Annotated in this window: 19 protein-coding genes; 13 read left to right on the top strand and 6 right to left on the bottom strand. The window is 36.4% G+C overall.

Annotated features, from left to right (window positions below):
* The first annotated feature begins 2 nt into the window (after nt 1-2).
* From lpdA to ACQKNZ_RS05705, 4 genes are all read left to right on the top strand, one after another.
* Nucleotides 3-1,415: a dihydrolipoyl dehydrogenase gene (gene lpdA / locus ACQKNZ_RS05690; protein WP_144537904.1), complete on the top strand. Its 1,413-nt coding sequence runs from the start codon at nt 3-5 to the stop codon at nt 1,413-1,415.
* A gap of 78 nt (nt 1,416-1,493) precedes the next feature.
* A complete protein-coding gene (locus ACQKNZ_RS05695; RefSeq protein ID WP_427658546.1) occupies nt 1,494-2,324 on the top strand; it encodes a polysaccharide deacetylase family protein in 831 nt (276 codons plus the stop codon).
* A gap of 132 nt (nt 2,325-2,456) precedes the next feature.
* Complete coding sequence (locus ACQKNZ_RS05700) at nt 2,457-2,840, top strand: CidA/LrgA family protein (protein ID WP_427658548.1); 384 nt, start codon at nt 2,457-2,459, stop codon at nt 2,838-2,840.
* A complete protein-coding gene (locus ACQKNZ_RS05705) occupies nt 2,837-3,514 on the top strand; it encodes an LrgB family protein (RefSeq protein WP_154311207.1) in 678 nt (225 codons plus the stop codon). Before ACQKNZ_RS05700 ends, ACQKNZ_RS05705 begins: the two co-directional genes overlap by 4 nt.
* A 75-nt stretch (nt 3,515-3,589) precedes the next feature.
* Here ACQKNZ_RS05705 and ACQKNZ_RS05710 read toward each other — a convergent pair whose 3' ends face one another.
* Nucleotides 3,590-5,059: an aminotransferase class I/II-fold pyridoxal phosphate-dependent enzyme gene (locus ACQKNZ_RS05710; protein WP_154311206.1), complete on the bottom strand. Its 1,470-nt coding sequence runs from the start codon at nt 5,057-5,059 to the stop codon at nt 3,590-3,592.
* Nucleotides 5,060-5,539: 480 nt separating this feature from the next.
* Here ACQKNZ_RS05710 and ACQKNZ_RS05715 point away from each other — a divergent pair, with 480 nt between their 5' ends.
* Together ACQKNZ_RS05715 and ACQKNZ_RS05720 are read left to right on the top strand one after the other, a co-directional pair.
* Nucleotides 5,540-6,499 (top strand): NAD(P)H-dependent flavin oxidoreductase, encoded by a 960-nt coding sequence (locus ACQKNZ_RS05715; protein ID WP_427658550.1) that lies wholly within the window; start codon nt 5,540-5,542, stop codon nt 6,497-6,499.
* Nucleotides 6,500-6,510: 11 nt separating this feature from the next.
* Nucleotides 6,511-6,780, top strand: coding sequence for a UPF0223 family protein (locus ACQKNZ_RS05720; RefSeq protein WP_144537910.1), 270 nt, complete (start codon nt 6,511-6,513; stop codon nt 6,778-6,780).
* A gap of 33 nt (nt 6,781-6,813) precedes the next feature.
* On the opposite strand, the gene ACQKNZ_RS05725 is transcribed toward ACQKNZ_RS05720, so the two are convergent.
* Nucleotides 6,814-7,443, bottom strand: coding sequence for a DUF1054 domain-containing protein (locus tag ACQKNZ_RS05725; protein ID WP_340862842.1), 630 nt, complete (start codon nt 7,441-7,443; stop codon nt 6,814-6,816).
* 149 nt (nt 7,444-7,592) lie between these two features.
* On the opposite strand from ACQKNZ_RS05725, the gene ACQKNZ_RS05730 reads away from it, so the two are divergent.
* A complete protein-coding gene (locus ACQKNZ_RS05730) occupies nt 7,593-7,790 on the top strand; it encodes a hypothetical protein (RefSeq protein WP_144537912.1) in 198 nt (65 codons plus the stop codon).
* A gap of 156 nt (nt 7,791-7,946) precedes the next feature.
* Nucleotides 7,947-8,738: an inositol monophosphatase family protein gene (locus ACQKNZ_RS05735; protein ID WP_144537913.1), complete on the top strand. Its 792-nt coding sequence runs from the start codon at nt 7,947-7,949 to the stop codon at nt 8,736-8,738.
* 319 nt (nt 8,739-9,057) lie between these two features.
* Here the strand turns inward: ACQKNZ_RS05735 and ACQKNZ_RS05740 are convergent, their stop codons facing one another.
* The gene (locus ACQKNZ_RS05740; protein WP_144537914.1) at nt 9,058-9,246 is read right to left on the bottom strand and encodes a YlaF family protein; all 189 of its coding nucleotides are present in this window, start codon (nt 9,244-9,246) and stop codon (nt 9,058-9,060) included.
* A gap of 103 nt (nt 9,247-9,349) precedes the next feature.
* On the opposite strand from ACQKNZ_RS05740, the gene typA reads away from it, so the two are divergent.
* Both typA and ACQKNZ_RS05750 read left to right on the top strand, forming a co-directional pair.
* On the top strand, nt 9,350-11,197 hold the full coding sequence (gene typA / locus ACQKNZ_RS05745) for a translational GTPase TypA (protein ID WP_144537915.1): 1,848 nt from the start codon (nt 9,350-9,352) through the stop codon (nt 11,195-11,197).
* Between the two features lie 21 nt (nt 11,198-11,218).
* Nucleotides 11,219-11,542 carry a YlaH-like family protein gene (locus tag ACQKNZ_RS05750; RefSeq protein WP_229653921.1) on the top strand — a complete coding sequence of 108 codons (324 nt, stop codon included), beginning with the start codon at nt 11,219-11,221 and terminating at the stop codon, nt 11,540-11,542.
* 107 nt (nt 11,543-11,649) lie between these two features.
* Here ACQKNZ_RS05750 and ACQKNZ_RS05755 read toward each other — a convergent pair whose 3' ends face one another.
* The gene (locus ACQKNZ_RS05755) at nt 11,650-11,853 is read right to left on the bottom strand and encodes a YlaI family protein (RefSeq protein WP_144537916.1); all 204 of its coding nucleotides are present in this window, start codon (nt 11,851-11,853) and stop codon (nt 11,650-11,652) included.
* Between the two features lie 12 nt (nt 11,854-11,865).
* Nucleotides 11,866-12,363, bottom strand: coding sequence for a peptidyl-prolyl cis-trans isomerase (locus tag ACQKNZ_RS05760; protein WP_144537917.1), 498 nt, complete (start codon nt 12,361-12,363; stop codon nt 11,866-11,868).
* 177 nt (nt 12,364-12,540) lie between these two features.
* Between ACQKNZ_RS05760 and ACQKNZ_RS05765 the strand changes: the two genes are divergently transcribed.
* The 3 genes from ACQKNZ_RS05765 (at nt 12,541) to pyc (ending at nt 17,508) form a co-directional block, all read left to right on the top strand.
* Nucleotides 12,541-12,822, top strand: a complete 282-nt coding sequence (locus tag ACQKNZ_RS05765) for a YlaN family protein (protein WP_144537918.1) — start codon at nt 12,541-12,543, stop codon at nt 12,820-12,822.
* A gap of 63 nt (nt 12,823-12,885) precedes the next feature.
* A complete protein-coding gene (locus ACQKNZ_RS05770; RefSeq protein ID WP_340862843.1) occupies nt 12,886-14,052 on the top strand; it encodes an FtsW/RodA/SpoVE family cell cycle protein in 1,167 nt (388 codons plus the stop codon).
* A 15-nt stretch (nt 14,053-14,067) separates the two neighbouring features.
* Nucleotides 14,068-17,508, top strand: a complete 3,441-nt coding sequence (pyc, locus tag ACQKNZ_RS05775) for a pyruvate carboxylase (protein ID WP_340862844.1) — start codon at nt 14,068-14,070, stop codon at nt 17,506-17,508.
* Nucleotides 17,509-17,800: 292 nt separating this feature from the next.
* On the opposite strand, the gene ACQKNZ_RS05780 is transcribed toward pyc, so the two are convergent.
* On the bottom strand, nt 17,801-18,718 hold the full coding sequence (locus ACQKNZ_RS05780) for a COX15/CtaA family protein (RefSeq protein ID WP_144537921.1): 918 nt from the start codon (nt 18,716-18,718) through the stop codon (nt 17,801-17,803).
* Nucleotides 18,719-18,965: the final 247 nt, after the last annotated feature.

Consider the following 18,965-nt stretch of genomic DNA (forward strand, 5'->3'; position numbering starts at 1 on the left):
AAATGGTAGTAGGAGATTTCCCGATTGAAACAGACACTTTAGTAATAGGTTCAGGCCCTGGAGGTTATGTAGCTGCAATTCGTGCTGCACAAACTGGTCAAAAGGTATTAGTTGTAGAAAAAGAACATATCGGTGGAGTTTGCTTAAACGTTGGATGTATTCCTTCTAAAGCACTTATTTCAGTTGGTCACCGTTTCGAACAAGCTAAACATTCAGATGATATGGGTATTACAGCGAGTGATGTTAAAATAGACTTTTCAAAAGCACAAGCTTTCAAAGAAAGCGTTGTAAAAAAATTAACAAGTGGTGTTTCAGGTCTGTTAAAAGGAAATAACATTGAAGTGGTTTCTGGTGAAGCATACTTCGTAGATGCTAACACAGTTCGTGTAATGGATGAAAAATCTGCACAAACTTATACTTTTAAGCATGCGATTATCGCAACTGGATCTAGACCAGTTGAAATACCTACATTTAAATATACAAAACGCGTTATAAATTCGACTGGCGCTTTAAATCTTCAAGAAGTCCCTGAAAAACTAGTAGTGATCGGTGGAGGTTATATTGGAACTGAGTTAGGCTCTGCTTATGCTAACCTTGGTTCTCAAGTAACAATTATCGAAGGCGGAGACGATATCTTAGCTGGATTTGAAAAACAAATGACTACAATTGTTAAAAAAGGCTTGAAGAAAAAAGGTGTGGACATCGTAGTAAAAGCTTCTGCAAAAGGTGTCGAAGAATCAGATACTGGTGTAGTAGTAAGCTATGAGGTTGGTGGCGAAGAGAAAAAAGTTGAGGCTGACTATGTATTAGTAACTGTTGGTCGTCGCCCGAATACTGATGAAATTGGTTTAGAAGAACTTGGTATTAAATTCGCAGAACGCGGATTAATCGAAGTAGATAAGCAATGTCGCACAAGCATTAGCAATATCTTTGCTATTGGTGATGTTGTAGCTGGCCCTCAGCTTGCTCACAAAGCTTCTTACGAAGGTAAAGTAGCAGCTGAAGCAATTGCTGGTCAATCATCTGTAGTTGATTATCTTGCAATTCCAGCTGTATGCTTCACTGATCCAGAACTTGCTACTGTTGGTTTATCTGAAGCTCAAGCGAAAGAACAAGGATTTGATGTAGCAGCTGGTAAGTTCCCATTCGGAGCTAACGGTCGTGCACTTGCACTTAACGCTACAGAAGGCTTTGTAAAACTAGTCTCTCGTAAAGAGGACGGATTATTGCTTGGAGCACAAATCGTTGGTCAGGGAGCGTCTGACATGATTGCTGAACTAGGCTTAGCAATTGAAGCTGGAATGACTGTAGAGGATATTGCAATGACTATTCATGCACATCCAACACTTGGAGAAATTGCAATGGAAGCTGCTGAAGTAGTAATGGGCCACCCTATTCATATTCTTTCTAAATAATCATGTAGGACCAAAAAACCGTGTAGAATTACTCTACACGGTTTTCCTTATGCCTGTTAGAATGGAAATAGAAGGGATATGGTGATTAAATTGAAACTTACAACTTGGTTATTACCCGCAGCAATATTACTATTACTCTCCGGATGCTCTGAAGAGGAGACAGAAGTTGAAAAAGAAGTTGGCGACACAATAGAAGTTACTCAACAACCAGAATTAGAAGAGGAAACGGAAGAAGTTGAATCAGCAGAAGAAGTAGTAGAAGAACCTGTTACTGAAATACAATATGAAATTAATGAAGCCAATTGGACAATAAAACCAATTGGAGATGCAAATCCTAAGGCGGTACTTTTAACTATTGATGATGCACCTGATAAATATGCTTTAGAAATGGCGAAGCTGTTAAAAGAGCTTGACGCTCCTGCAATCTTTTTTGTGAATGGTCATTTCATAGATTCAGAGGAGGAAAAAGCTAACTTAAAGGAAATCTTTGATTTAGGATTTGAGATAGGAAACCATACACAAACTCATGCAAACCTTAAAAATAGTTCAGAAGAACAACAGCAAGAGGAAATATTAAACGTAAATGAGACTGTAGAATCAGTGATTGGAGAGAAACCTAAATTCTTCCGAGCGCCTTTTGGAGTCAATACTGATTTTAGTAAATCTCTAGTAGAACAAGAAGATATGGTCTTGATGAATTGGACATACGGTTACGATTGGGAAAAGCAATATATGGAGGCTACTAGTTTAGCAGATATAATGGTTAATACAGAGTACTTAGTTGATGGTGCAAATTTATTAATGCATGACCGTGAATGGACTTTAGCAGCTTTACCTCAAATTGTAGATGGATTACGTGCAAAAGGGTACGAGTTGATTGATCCACATGCCATTAAAGTAAAAGAATAATTTCTTTCACCTCTGTTTGTTTAACAGAGGTGATTTTCTTTACATAGACATACTAAAAGAGAAGGCGTAAAATAATTTCTATTATCGTTTAGTGGAGGTGAAACTTTAAAAGATATAACTTTTAAAGTGTATATGGAAAAAATCACAAAATTAATTCAAATAATCTTTCAAGTTATTATTCTATATTTGTTTTTTCTACTTGGATCTTTGACTGTGGGATTGCTACCATTTTCGTTCCCAGGTAGTATTGCTGGATTGTTGATACTACTTGCATGTCTCCTACTAAAAATAGTTCCAGTTAATCTTATAAAAGATGGAGCAGGGTTTTTACTTGCCTTTCTTGCGTTGTTATTTGTTCCTGCAACAGTTGGAATTATGGATTATCCTCAATTATTTTCAGTCACAGGAGTATTGATTGTTCTTGCACTAATCATCAGTACCATGGTCACTATTGTATTGACAGGTAAAATATGTCAATACATTGAAGGCAAAATGATAAAGGAGGATGTTAAATGATTGCTATAGGAATGATTATAGCGACAATTCTCATTTTTATCGGAATGACCTTTGTCTATAGAAAATTTACGTATCCTTTGTTGTTACCAATATTAACTACTACTATTGTTTTGGTAGTTATCTTAAGTTTATCTGGAGTTACATATGATACATATATGTCGGGAGCTAAGTGGATTGATGGTATGCTAGGCCCTGCAGTAGTTGGGATGGCCTATCCTTTATATACACAACGAGAAAAAATCATAAAAAACAAAGTTCCAATTATATTAGGCGTTACAGTAGCAATGCTTTCAGGACTTATTAGTATTGCTATCTTATCTAAACTGATGTCCTTCGAGGATTTTCTTCAAAGATCCTTATTACCAAAGTCCATTACGTCTCCGATTGCTATGCCAATTAGTGAATCAATTGGAGGAATCCCTGCTTTGACAGCAGTTTTTGTCATTTTAGCTGGTTTAATAGGAGCATTAACAGGCTCTTTGCTATTTAAATTATGTAGGATAGATACCGCAATTGGTAGAGGAATCTCTGTAGGAAGTGCATCCCATGGAATAGGCTTATCTAAGCTGGCAGAATACGGGGAAGAAACGATGACTATGGGATCGGTAGCGATGACTCTTAGCGCTATATTAGGAGCCTTTATATGTCCGATATTTGCGCTTATAATTTTTTAATGAGAGTAAAATTATTTTGTATTAAATAAAACAGTCATTTGACAGTAGTCAAATGACTGTTTTAGATTAGTGTGTTCAAATAATTGCTTGATGCTCTTTAATCACATGAATCATTTCTAAAGTGTCGTCCTCTGGACCTTGAACTGGTAATCCAGCCTTTAAATTCATTTGAATATAGTCAATGTTCCCAGGTGTGATTATTTCCCCGGGAATAAAAATTGGAATCCCAGGAGGGTAAACCATTACGAATTCTGCAGAGATCCTACCACTTGCCTCTATTAATGGGATAGATTCAGTTTCTGCGTAGAAAGCATCACGAGGAGACATTGCTAGACCAGGAATATCAGGCAGGGTTACAGATGACTCTACAATGGTTGCTTCAGATTCATGGGCAACCACCATACGCGATAAAGCATTAACAAGCATATCTGTTTCTTTTTTCGTATCCCCAAGAGTAATGAGGCATAGAATATTATATAAATCTGAGAGTTCTACTTCGATATTTGCTTTTTCGCGGAGCCAAATTTCTGCTTCAAATCCTGTGATTCCTAAATTTTTAACGCTTATAAGAAGCTTAGTTGGATCAATATCATAAGTAGCTGAGCTTTGTAATATTTCTCTGCCAACGCAATGAATATGCTCAATTTCATTTATTCGTCTACGAGTTTCCTCGGCAATTGTTATTGCTTCACCTATTAAATCCTCACCATGTATAGCTAATTGTCTTCTAGCCGTATCCAATGATGCTAAAAGAGGATAGGATGTAGAAGTTGTTGTAAGCATGGAAAGAATGGATTGCACCCTTTTAGCTGATACTAAGCCTTCTCTTACATTAAGGACCGAGCTTTGTGTCATAGATCCGCCTAGTTTGTGTACAGACGTAGCAGCCATATCCGCACCTGCAGCCATAGCTGAAATTGGAAGGTCGTCATGGAAGTGGATATGAACTCCGTGAGCTTCATCAACTACTACAGGAATACCTTTTTCATGGGATATATCTACGATTCTCTTTAAATCAGCAGCTAGTCCAAAATAGGTAGGATTAATTACAAGTAAACCTTTTGCATCCGGATGCGCTTCTATCGCTTTTTCTACGGATTCAACAGATATGCCATGGGAAACACCAAGCTCTTTATCTACCTCAGGGTGTATAAATACGGGTATAGCACCGGCAAATACGATGGCAGACATAATGGATTTATGAACATTTCGTGGAACGAGAATCTTATCACCAGGTCCACAAATAGTAAGTATCATAGTCATAATAGCTCCGCTCGTTCCTTGAACGGAGAAAAAAGTTTCATCTGCCCCAAATGCCTCTGCGGCTAAATGTTGAGCTTTTTTTATAGCTCCCTTAGGCGAATGTAAATCATCTAATGGGGCAATGTTTATCAAATCGATTGAAAGTACATTATCTCCAACAAACTCTCGAAATGCAGGGTCCATTCCTTTCCCTTTTTTATGACCAGGAATATGGAATTGAATTGGATGACGATTTCGATGCTTTAATAGCGCATCGAAGATAGGAGTTTCTAATTGTGACAACGTTCATACCACCTCTAATTTAAAATTTTGCGCATGTAAACGATCCTAGTAGTTATAGAGACGTAGATGCTATTTTAAAACAAATGAATTATAGCATTTAAGGAAATTTATTACTATAAAAAACATCAAAATTTAGTTAATGATTCAATTTCATAATTAAATTGAATTGTAAAAAACATGGGCAATAGGAGAAAATTAATAATATATGAATAAAAAATAGCTGATTTGCGCTTTCTGCGGTCACTTTCCGAGGGTGTGAGAGATTACTCATCCCACAGGTGTCAAAAAAGTGTTGGTTTTTAATATGTAAATGAATTAATTAATAACTGAGGCGAAAATTAAATAAATACATTAATACTTTTAAATTAAATCGGAATATCCACCTAAAACAAATATTGGAGATACCCTACTTTAGGATATAGATCAATTGAATCCTTTTTAAAATATCTTTACACTAGTATAAAAGGGGAGGGCTAAGTAATGTCATTTCAAACAAGAGTCACAGATCTATTGGGAATTGAGTATCCAATCGTGCAGGGTGGACTAGCATATCTTGCATACTCAGAGCTTTGTGTGGCAGTATCGGAAGCAGGGGGATTAGGTCAGATAACAGCTATGAGTCTCTCAACGCCGGATGAGCTTCGCCAAGAGATTAATAAAGTGAGAGAGCAAACAGAAAAACCTTTTGGAGTAAATTTTGCTATTGGTCAAACAGGCAGACCCTATGAGCATATGCTTCAAATAGCTATTGATGAAAAGGTGCCAGTAATTTCCATGACTGGAGGCAACCCGGCACCTATTTTAGAAAAATTGGCAAAGACAGATATTAAGAAGTTGGTGCTGGTTGCTTCCAAGCGGCAAGCTCAAAAAGCTGAACAACTAGGAGCAGATGCAGTAATGGTTGTAGGTCAAGAAGGAGGAGGGCATCTAGGGAGAGATGACGTCGGCACGATGGTTCTTATCCCGCAAGTAGTGGATGCCGTGAATATCCCTGTAATTGCTTCTGGTGGTATCGGAGATGGTAGAGGGTGGATGGCTGCTCATGCTCTTGGCGCAGAAGGAATAGAGAAGGGTACTCGTTTTATCGCAACGAGAGAATGCGTCCATGCATCAGAAGCTTATAAAAATGCCATATTAACTAAAGAAGAAACTGACACAGTTGTTATTAAAAAAGAGTTGGGATCACCAGCACGAGCCATTCGAAACGAGTGGACAGAAACCATTCTTTCTATGGAAAAGGAAAATCCATCATATGAGCATTTGAAGCAACATATTAGTGGAGAAGCGAACAAACAATTTATTTATAAGGGATTAGAGGACCAGGGTTTTGCATGGGCAGGCCAGGTCATAGGTATGATTCATGACATCCCAACTACTAAAGAGTTAATCGATCGAATGGTAGTTGAGGCAATGGACATTAGAAAAAAATGGGAATTATAGGAGAGTTGAAAATGGAATACACATACCCTTTTTCGTTAGATTGGTCTACAGAAGAAATTGTAGATGTAGTACAGTTTTTTGAAGCAATTGAAAACGCATATGAGAAAGGAATTAAGCGAGAAGATCTTATGAAAAAATATCGTCGCTTTAAAGAAATAGTTCCTTCCATAGCCGAAGAAAAAACTTATTTTCGTGAATTTGAAAAAGAAAGTGGCTATGCAAGCTTTCCAATAATAAAAAAAATGAAAGAACAAGGAAGCGAATCAATTATTAAAGGATAAATTAAATCCCTCCAGAGTGGAGGGATAGCTTTCTTATTTTAAATTAATCATGGTTTTGTAAATGGGAAGAAGTTGTTCAAATGTATTTTCTACTAACTGGAATAACTCTTCCTCTGTTAATTTAACCGCTTGTTCTTTAGGAATGTGACGGCCAACCAAAAATTCACCCTTCTTAACGTCTCTAAGGCGCGTTAGAAGTTCTTCAAAATCCTTTGGAGTAATATCCTTTATAGAAGTAGCCTCAGGCTTCATATGGTCCCCTGAAACGATAAAATCATTTGGCAGTTTTTTTAATAGACTCTTTTTTTGAAGGAGTCGCTCAGCAATTGCAACTTTATCGGGAGCTTCGTAAATAACTGCAACTATAATAAATAAATGCGTACCCCATAATCCAATTTGGAAGTGTGGCAGCGCCTTATATCCTCTTTTATAAGGAGCAAATGCAACCCAGCTATCCTTTGGAGGGTTAACAGATCGTCGAGCATGCTTAGCTACATGACTATAATATTCATCTCCTAATACTCCTGAAAAATAAAGGCTATATTGTTTCCCTAATTCTTCAAATTTAGGTCGAACATTCTCTATAAGCGCAGTCATTCTATTTTCTAATCCTTCGATTTGAAACACTTCAAAATCTGTATCTTGCCAGAAAGTTTTACTCATATATTAACTCCTTTCAATTTCTATGTTTATTTTAGCGGATTTTTGGGTAAAAATCTTGTAAGTAGTTTTTATTAACACAATTCAATTTATAGCATAATGTAAGATAAAAGTTCCGAATATTACGATAAAATAATGGAGAGGTGTTAACTATGAAACAGGTTGTGCATATTATTCGTAAATATGATATGGAAAAGGAAAAAATTCAAACGCTAAAATTAGAGTTGGATTACCAATTAGCCACTTTATATGATGCAATGCAAGATGGAAATGAAGAAGAGATTAAAGATGCGAAGATGCAATTGTCAGAGCTTCACAAGTCACTGGATGAATTAAATGCGTTTACGTGAATTGAATTCTCCAATAGTGCCATGAAAAAACACCAGCTAATTAAAAAGACAGCCGGTGTTTTTTTCTTTATACTTATACTTAGACTGCTCATTTTGAAGAAATGATAAAACAGATGAACAAGTTATAACTAGGGAAATATTAAAAGGGGTGCTTTTATGAACATACATATGCTAGACAAATATGCAAAATCATTGATTAAACAAGCGGCTATTCAAATAAGAAGTTCATTTTCTGAAGAACTTATCATCGAATCTAAATCAGAAGCGAATGATTTGGTTACTAATATAGACAAAGAAACGGAAAAATTTTTTATTCGACATATAAAAAGTGATTTTCCAGACCATCGTATATTTGGGGAGGAAGGCTTTGGTGACAAGATAGATAATTTGGACGGCTATGTTTGGATGCTAGATCCTATAGATGGGACTACAAACTTTATACACTTCAAGAAAAACTTTGCCATATCCTTAGGTATCTACAAGGATGGTGAAGGAATACTCGGCTACATTTACAATGTAATGGATGATGATTTAATAAGTGCAGCTCAAGGACAGGGTGCTTATTTGAACGATGTGAGAATCCCTATGCTTGAAAAAGCTAGTGTAGAGAAATCCATAATTGGAGTTAACGCAAGCTGGGTTATTCCCAACAAATTTGTCCAACATGATCAAATGATAGAACTAATGCAAACAGCTAGAGGTACTAGATCATTTGGGTCGGCAGCCATTGAGATTGCGTATGTTGCCACTGGAAGACTAGACGCCTATATGTCCATGAGACTCTCACCTTGGGACATAGCTGGTGGTATGGTAGTAGCAAAAGAAGTAGGAGCTATTGTCACTACCTTATCTAACGAACCTATAAATCTGTTAAAACAAAATTCATTTATAGTTTCTAAACCTAATCTTCATGAACAACTGTTATCAAAATATATTATTTTAAAGTAAAATGGAAAACAGGCTTATTGCGGTTTTGAGAATTTAGAACTAAGCATGAACAAACAACAGTTGCTTTCCAATCTAGATGGAAGTGTTTCGCATGATAAACCGAAAAGCTATCACTAAAGCAATATAGACCTTATTAACTAAATTATCTTTAAGCTGGTTCTCCGAGCTGTAGGTGGAAGAGCAAAATTTATACTAAAAAGAGGCTATTCATGACTTAAGCCATGAACAGCCTCTCAAAGGTTCTGCGATGATAATATAGATTAAGTGCAAGTCTACCTGAAATGAGGAGATATGGCACTAAAAGTTGTTAATGCTTTAGTTATTCTAATAATCCTTGTTCACGCATTTTCTTTTTCGTTTTAAAGCCAAATCCCATGACAACAAATAACAATACTAAAAACAGTAAAGCCAACGGAATATTACGTAATGCAATTGCAATTCCTATTAAACCCATAGACAACATTGCGCCTAAAGAAAACAATACAAAAACCCATTTTATGTTACCCAAAACAATTACCCCCAAGAAAATAATGAAAAATAATATAACTTTAGTTCCACTTGTGTTATAATAGCACAGTTATGGACATGAAAAAAGAATATGGAGTGGAAATATGACAAAATTACGTCAAGATTTAAGAAACATAGCTATTATAGCACACGTTGACCACGGAAAAACGACATTAGTCGATCAATTATTAAAACAATCTGGAACGTTCCGTTCAAATGAACACGTTGACGAAAGAGCAATGGATTCAAACGACATCGAACGCGAGCGTGGGATTACTATATTAGCAAAAAACACAGCTGTAAATTATCATGACACACGCATTAACATTTTGGACACACCTGGACATGCCGATTTTGGTGGTGAAGTAGAGCGTATCTTAAAAATGGTAGATGGTGTTTTACTAGTAGTAGATGCATATGAAGGTTGTATGCCTCAAACACGTTTTGTATTGAAGAAAGCATTAGAACAAAAATTAACACCTATCGTTGTAGTTAACAAAGTTGATAAAGATTCTGCTCGTCCACTAGAAGTAGTAGATGAAGTTTTAGAACTTTTCATCGAGTTAGGTGCAGATGACGATCAATTAGACTTCCCAGTAGTTTATGCTTCTGGTGTGAACGGAACTGCTTCTTTAGACGCAGACCCTGCAAATCAAGAAGAAGATATGAAGTGTCTATTTGAAAAAATTATCGAATCTATTCCAGCGCCAGTTGACAATTCAGACGAACCTTTACAGTTCCAAGTTGCATTACTGGACTATAATGATTATGTAGGACGTATCGGTATTGGCCGTGTGTTCCGCGGAACAATTGAAGTTGGTCAACAAGTTTCATTGATGAAATTAGATGGCAAAGTTAAAAACTACCGAGTTACAAAATTATTTGGTTTCTTCGGTTTGAAACGTGAAGAAATTCAAACAGCAAAAGCTGGTGATTTAATCGCAGTATCAGGTATGGAAGAGATTAACGTAGGGGAAACAGTTTGTCCTACTGATCATCCTGACGCATTAACACCATTACGTATCGATGAACCAACTTTACAAATGACTTTCTTAACAAACAATTCTCCGTTTGCTGGTCGTGAAGGTAAATGGGTTACATCACGTAAAATTGAAGAACGTCTTCGTTCACAGCTTCAAACAGATGTATCTCTACGAGTAGAAGATACAGATTCACCAGATGCTTGGGTTGTTTCAGGCCGTGGAGAACTACATTTATCTATCTTAATAGAAAATATGCGTCGTGAAGGCTATGAGATTCAAGTTTCTAAACCAGAAGTTATCATTCGTGAAATTGATGGTAGAAAATGCGAACCAGTTGAGCGTGTACAAATTGATGTACCAGAAGATAGCGTAGGTTCTATTATTGAGTCCATGGGAACACGTAAAGGTGAAATGGTAGATATGATTAACAGTGGGAACGGACAAGTTCGTTTGATCTTCATGGTTCCTGCACGTGGATTAATCGGGTATTCAACTGAATTCATGTCATTAACTAAAGGATTCGGAATCATAAACCATACATTTGATAGCTACCAACCAGTAGTTGCAGGTCGTGTTGGTGGGCGTCACCAAGGTGTGCTTGTTTCTATGGAAACAGGAAAAGCAACAACATATGGTATGATGCAAATTGAAGACCGTGGTACACTATTCGTAGAACCAGGTACTGAAATTTATGAAGGTATGATCGTTGGTGAAAATACTCGTGATGCTGATATCACTGTAAATATCACTAAAATGAAACAAAAAACAAATATCCGTTCAGCAAATAAAGACCAAACTAATGTTATTAAGCGCCCACGTATTTTAACTCTAGAAGAAGCTTTAGAATTCCTAGGCGATGATGAGTATCTAGAAGTAACACCAGAGTCAATTCGCTTACGTAAAAAAATTCTTGAGAAGAGCGAACGTGAACGTGTAACTAAGAAAAAGAAAAGTGCAGATCAGGAATAGTAACTGAAAGGGTGACAAGCCTTGGAGGAACAAGATCTAGTCTTTGGTAGAATGTCTTCTATAGCTAGGTTTATATATGAAACAATGCCATCCTTTACTGTGGCAGGCTATATTTTATTTATCGTTATATTTTTATTGTCAGTGCTAGTGTATAAGCTTGGGTTTGCAAAGAAACTGAAGTTAAAGCAAAATGTTGTTATTTACATTTTCTTATTATTGGGTTGTTTAATGTTGACTTTCTTGGCATTTTTCCTCCCGGTAGTAGAAGCATTGTTAGTTGCTGCGTTGATTTTAATTATATACAAAATACGATTAAAGCTAGAAAAAAGAGGCTCGACTACTTAATTAGTCGAGCTTTTTTTTATGTTTAAATATAAAGAAGGAATCTTTTGTGGCATTTAATATTTTGACGACAAAAAACACTAGAGGCACATTGTGTCTCTAGTGTTTTTTTAAAACTCATTTTCAATTAATCGAGAGCTTTTGTAAAAGATAAACTTACCAGTAGCAAGCCTTTCTTTTGTTTTAACTTCAATGCGGTCGTGGCATTCATCGCACATATACGTATGAATCGGTCGATTTCTTAGTTTTTTTGCTAATGGTAAATCGGTAGAAATTTCATCGATTCGGTCACAAATAACACATTGTACCTTCATAGTCCTTCACTCCTACTCTAATCGAAATGCAGTTACGTTTCTGATTGGGTCGTTTAAGTTAGAGCCATCTTTTTTAATAATGTGGACAGGACCATCTTCTCGCAATGGTTTTCCTTTATGACTAAATTTAACTAGAATATTGTCTACTTCCTCTAATGAAATGGTATGATTACCTTCATTTGTTTCGATGACTAAATTCTTAGCCTCATTTAATGGCTCGGCGTTAAGGATAAATTGTTTAAGCTCTATGCCGTAAGTGTTTGAAAGCATCTTGGTTTTCTCATATTTTTTTTCAGATTTTAAGGTAGGTGGATTTGTTGAACCTTCAATTATTTCTCGAGACCAATGAGCAGATGTTACCTTTGTATATTCTTCATCGGCATCTTTGTATTCATACTTGCCCTCAAAAAACTCATCTAGATCGATTCGGCGATCATCAAAAATCCACACAGTGGGATCAAGCGTTATATTAAATTTAACTGCTCCTGTAATAGGTATAATAAATTCCATGGAAATTGCCTCCTCTATACTGTCTAATCTATATTAGTATACAGATAAAAGTTAAAGTTAAAAAGAATAATTCCTTATATATGTAATCTATATAAGAGAACACTTGCAATTTTGCTTATCAAAAGATACACTTTAGGGAGGTGAAGAATTAGAAATAATAATAATGGGGGCGTCCTCATGGATACTAATATACAACTTTCCTATCAAGATAAGGCGTTAGAGCTTTTAAAAAAAGATGCAGAAAAAATCGCCCAATTGATAAAAGTGCAAATGGATAACTTAACAATGCCTCAATGCCCTCTTTATGAAGAGGTTTTAGACACGCAAATGTTTGGATTATCTCGCGAAATAGATTTTGCGGTGAAACTTGGACTTCTAGAGAAGAGTGAAGGTAAAGAAATTATAGCTTCTCTTGAAAAAGAATTGTCCAATTTACACGATATCCATACAGAAAAATAAAGTTGAAACTCAAACAATCAGACTGTTTGAGTTTTTTTCTATAAAGAAATTGAGGTACCTATTATGAATATTTATTTTAAACGTTTTTTTAAAAATTTTGATTACCCTTTGTTTTTCGTTTATATTGCCCTATGTTTGTTTGGGCTTGTCATGATCTATAGTGCCAGCATGGTTTGGGCTGTTGAAAGGTACGGCTGGGAGCCGGATCATTTCTTTAACAAGCAAAAAATAAATTTGGCATTGTCCATTCCTGTATTCTTTGTGGCTGCTTTGTTTCCATACAAACATTATAAAAGTAGATTTATGATGCAGTTAATGCTTGGAGTAATGTTTATCCTCCTTATTCTCGTACACATCATTGGTGTTGGGGGAGAGAGTGGCTCTCAAAGCTGGCTTAACCTTGGTTTTGGTAATATACAGCCTTCAGAGATTGCTAAAATAGTAATAGTATTATATTTTGCAGGAATATTTACAAAAAAATATCAAAATGGAACTTTAGACAAATTGAATGAATCAGTTGGTCCTCCATTAATCGTTTTATTCTTTGTCTTCCTTCTGATCATGCTTGAAACGGATGTTGGTAATACATTGATTATAAGCTTTGTAGCTATTTCAGTTATTGCAGCAAGTGGCATAAAGTTTAAGTCATTTTCTAAAATTATTGGTTTAATAGGAATTTTGTTAACTGTGGCATTAGTGTTTCTCTATTTTTTAAAAGATTCTCTTCTTACAGATCGGAGAAGAGGCAGACTAGAAGCCTTTTTTAACCCTTTTGATTATGAGCAGGGCTTCGGTTACCAAATAGTAAACGGCTATATAGCTATCGGGTCCGGAGGTTTGAGTGGTTTAGGATTAGGGAATTCTAATCAAAAATATGGATATTTACCAGAGCCACATACAGATTTTATAATGGCTATAATAGCAGAGGAATTAGGTTTGATAGGTGTCCTCATTGTGTTATGTGGATTGTTCTTTCTGGTATTTAAGGCAATTATGATAAGTATTAAAACTAGAGATCCTCAAGCAAGAATGATAGCTGCTGGGATAGCAAGTATCATCGGTTTTCAAACATTTGTAAATTTGGGTGGAATGCTTGGCATTATCCCACTTACAGGAGTCCCTCTCCCATTCATTAGCTACGGGGGTACTTCAATCATCATTTTATCGGCAGCAATTGGGATACTGATGAATGTATCAATGTTTGTTAAACTAGAAAAGACTAAAACATAGGGAGTTGGCAATGAAATGAATAATATTAAGAAAATAGTAGTAGCAAATAGAGGCGAGATTGCTATTCGTATTTTTCGGGCTTGTACAGAGTTAAATTTGCGTACCGTGGCTATTTATTCAAAAGAAGATAGCGGTGCCTTTCACCGTTTTAAGTCGGATGAGTCCTATTTAGTAGGAAAAGGTAAAAAGCCAATTGATGCTTATCTAGACATTGAAGATATTATTCGCATTGCCAAAGAAAGTAAAGCTGATGCTATACATCCTGGATATGGTTTCCTATCGGAGAATGTAGAGTTCGCCAAAAGATGTGAAGAAGAAGGAATTATATTTATCGGTCCAACCTCTAAGCATTTAGATATGTTTGGAGATAAGGTGAAGGCCCGTGAGCAAGCTGTTAAAGCTGGCATTCCTGTTATACCAGGTAGTGACGGACCATTAGATAGCTTGGAAGACATTCGTGCTTTCGGCAATGAACATGGTTATCCATTAATGATCAAAGCTTCCCTAGGGGGGGGTGGACGGGGAATGCGGGTTGTCCAAACAGAGAGCGAATTGGAGAGTGCTTACGATAGAGCCAAATCTGAAGCTAAGGCAGCTTTTGGATCTGACGAGGTTTACGTAGAAAAGTGTATATTCAAACCTAAGCATATTGAAGTACAAATATTAGGAGATAAAGAAGGAAACCTCATTCACCTTTATGAGCGTGATTGTTCTATTCAACGTAGACATCAAAAAGTCGTAGAGATTGCTCCTTCAAATTCATTAAGCACTGAATTGAGAGATGAAATTTGTGATGCAGCAGTTAAATTAATGAAAAATGTCAGTTATATAAATGCGGGAACTGTCGAGTTTTTAGTAACCGATGATGAGTTTTACTTTATCGAAGTAAACCCCCGAATCCAGGTGGAGCATACTATTACGGAAATGATTACAGGAATAGATATTGTCCATGCTCAAATCAAAATTGCGGATGGTATATCATTAAAGGATACGAATATGGGCATACCGGATCAGAAGAATATTCCGCTTTTCGGATTTGCGATACAATCTCGTGTGACTACTGAGGATCCGTTGAATAATTTCATGCCTGATACTGGTAAACTGGCTGTTTATCGATCAGGCGGTGGATTTGGTGTTCGCCTAGACGCAGGGAATGGGTTCCAAGGAGCTATTATTTCTCCTTACTATGATTCTTTACTTGTAAAGGTATCTACATGGGGAATGTCCTTTAAGGAAGCTGCTGCTAAGATGGATAGAAATTTGCAAGAGTTTAGGATTCGTGGTATTAAAACGAATATTCCATTCTTGGAGAACGTTGTAAAGCATCCTTCTTTTCTTTCTGGCCAATTTAATACAAGTTTCATTGATACAACTCCTGAATTGTTCCTTTTCCCTAAGAGAAAAGACAGAGGTACAAAATTATTAAATTATATTGGTAATGTGACGATAAATGGATTCCCAGGCATAGAAAAGAAAATCAAGCCCGAATTTGGGCAAGTAAGAAAACCCAATTTTGATTTATCAGCTCCTCTTCAGCCAGGTACAAAGGATATATTAGAGCAAAAGGGTGTTGAAGGACTACTTCAATGGGTGAAAGAGCAAAAGGATGTATTATTAACAGATACAACCTTCAGGGACGCACATCAATCCTTACTTGCTACTCGGGTGCGTTCGTATGATATGTTCAACATTGCAAAAGAGTCTGCTCACGGTATGCCTAATCTTTTCTCATATGAAATGTGGGGAGGAGCAACCTTTGACGTTGCCTATCGTTTCTTGAAGGAAAACCCTTGGGACCGTTTGATTAAAATGAGAGAAATGATTCCTAACACGTTATTCCAGATGCTCTTCCGTGGAGCAAATGCAGTAGGCTATAAAAATTATCCGGACAATGTGATTCGAGAATTTATAGCGAAATCTGCTGAAGCAGGCATAGATGTATTCCGAATTTTTGATAGTCTTAACTGGATAAAGGGAATGGAAGTAGCTATTGATGCAACAAGACAATCCGGCAAAATTGCTGAAGCTGCTATTTGTTACACAGGGGACATTTTAGATGATTCCAGAGATAAATATACAGTTCAGTACTACAAAGATATGGCGAAGGAGTTAGAGGCATTAGGGGCACATATTTTAGCGATTAAGGATATGGCAGGTTTGTTGAAGCCAGAAGCAGCTTATCGTTTAGTTTCCGAATTAAAAGAAACAGTAGATATTCCAATTCACTTACATACCCACGATACTAGTGGAAATGGGATTTACACTTACGCAAAAGCAATAGATGCAGGAGTAGATATCGTAGATACGGCTTTAAGTACAATGGCAGGCTTAACATCTCAGCCGAGTGCTAGCAGTTTGAGTTATGCGATGCAAGGTTCTAAACGTGGAGTTATTGGTGATGTAGAAGCATTTGAAAAAATTTCTTGTTACTGGGAAGACGTGCGCAAATATTATCAGGACTTTGAAAGTGGAATGATGAGCCCTCATTCTGAAATATATGTACACGAGATGCCGGGAGGACAGTACAGTAACCTCCAGCAACAGGCGAAGGCAGTTGGACTAGGTGAGCGTTGGGAAGAAGTAAAAGAAATGTATTCCCGTGTAAATCTTATGTTTGGAGATGTAGTTAAGGTTACTCCATCCTCTAAAATTGTCGGTGATATGGCCCTATTTATGGTACAAAACAATTTAGATGAGCTGTCTGTTGTGACAAGAGGGAAAAAGATTGACTTCCCTGATTCCGTTATCGAATTTTTCGAAGGGTATATAGGGCAACCATATGGCGGATTCCCAGAGGAGCTTCAAAAAGTCGTTTTAAAGGACCGTAAGCCTATTACAGTAAGACCTGGAGAACTATTAGAACCAGTAGACTTCCAAGCTGTTAAGGAGCTATTATTTAACAAATTAGAGCGTCCTGTAACTAGTCAAGAAATATTAGCCTATACATTATATCCTAAAGTGTTTGATGAGTATTGTGCAACTGAAAAAAACTTCGGTGATGTTTCTGTTCTAGACACCCCTACTTTCTTGTATGGTATGAGATTAGGTGAGGAAATCGAGGTTGAAATAGAGGTTGGTAAAACATTAATCATCAAATTAGTTTCAATCAGTAAGTCTGACACGGAAGGAAATCGTATTATCTATTTCGAGCTTAATGGTCAACCACGTGAAATTAAGATACAGGATATGAACAAAGAGGTAAGTCATCTTTCTAAGCTTAAGGCCGATGTGTCAGATGAAAGTCATATTGGTGCTACAATGCCAGGGACTGTGCTGAAGATGGTAGTTGCAACTGGCGAGAATGTGAAACGAGGTCAGCATCTGATTATTACAGAAGCGATGAAGATGGAAACTACCGTCCAGGCCCCGTTCGACGGAGTGATAAAAACTATTCATGTAAGCGCTGGAGAAGCAATATCAACAGGGGATTTATTAATTGAAATGGATAAAGCGTAAAGTTTAAAAATCTGGAGCAAAGCTTCTAATAATAGATACTAGAATACAAAAAACGTAAGCAAGCTAGAGAATCTAGTATGCTTACGTTTTTAGTTTTTATTAAACTAAATTGCCTTGAACTATTTGCTTAGTCACTTTGAACCTAGTAGATAATTTAAAGATAAAGCTATACTCCGCAGTATTACAAGATAAATTCTATCTAAAGGGCTAAGCAAAGGGTTGAAAAGGCGTATTTGATGCTTTTATTTCTATAATTACTTAAAATAGAAGTAGAGGAATGAAATTTTGTTTTCTATTTTTGGTTGTTTAACTTGCTTCTGGATAAAAGTAATATCAAATAGCATAACAAACCAAATAAAAGAGAAATGAATAAGGAATGTAATAATGCAATATAAAGATTTAGACTTGAAAGCACTACAATCATACCTGTAATTACTTGGCAAGTAACAAGGGTTAAGGAGATAATCCAACTCCAATATATTGCTCGTTGGCTTTTATAGTACTTGATCACATGAATAGCTATGATTAAAATCCAAATGAATATAAGGCCAGCAGCAGCTCTATGTCCCATTTGAACCCATTCGTACATATTGGTTGGCAGAGCAAATTCCTTGTTGTTACAAAGCGGCCAGTCTTTACAGATTAAACTAGACTCTGTATGGCGTACTAAAGCTCCAGTATAAATAACAATATAAGAATATAAAGTTACACCTATAGTATGAAACCTTAATGTTTTACCGATTCTAATTTTGTCAGTATCAAATTTCCTATCTACCTCAAATATTAAAAGCGTTAAAAGTAAAACAGCTGCAAATGAAATAAGTGATATACCAAAGTGTAATGCTAGGATAAAATCTCCTTGGCCCCATTTAACTTGAGCGGCACCAATTAAAGCTTGTAATACTAGAAAAAAGAAGGCCATAAATGATAAGAACTTTGTTTCTCGGACATGTCCCAATGCACGCCATGACCATATAGATAATGCTACGATTAATATTCCAACTGCCCCTGTAACTAGGCGATGTGAAAATTCGATTAAGACTTCAGCTGTGATAACGTCGGGTATAAGCTGTCCATTACATCCAGGCCAATGTCTACCACACCCCATGCCACTGTCTGTTTTTGTAACAAGTGCTCCACCTAAAAGTATAAGAAGCATACCTATTGAAGAAGCTACAGCCAGCCATTTTAAATACTTGTTTATTTGCAATACCTCACCTACTCTATGTATATATGCTCGCTTTCAAAAAGCGGTGTCTGCTACTAGATAATATCGAAACCTGAGCAAAAAAACAATGTAAAACAACCGAACACTTAAATATGACAAATTACATTCACAAATTGTTCATAAAATCGTTGATTAAGATTCACACATAAGGGGGGGAAATGATTTACTATTGATATGTTCAGTAAAGAAACACTTAACAGTAGGACTATTATGCGAAAATTTCTTTGAG

This window comes from Psychrobacillus sp. NPDC093200, assembly GCF_050280345.1.
Lineage (GTDB): Bacteria > Bacillota > Bacilli > Bacillales_A > Planococcaceae > Psychrobacillus > Psychrobacillus faecigallinarum.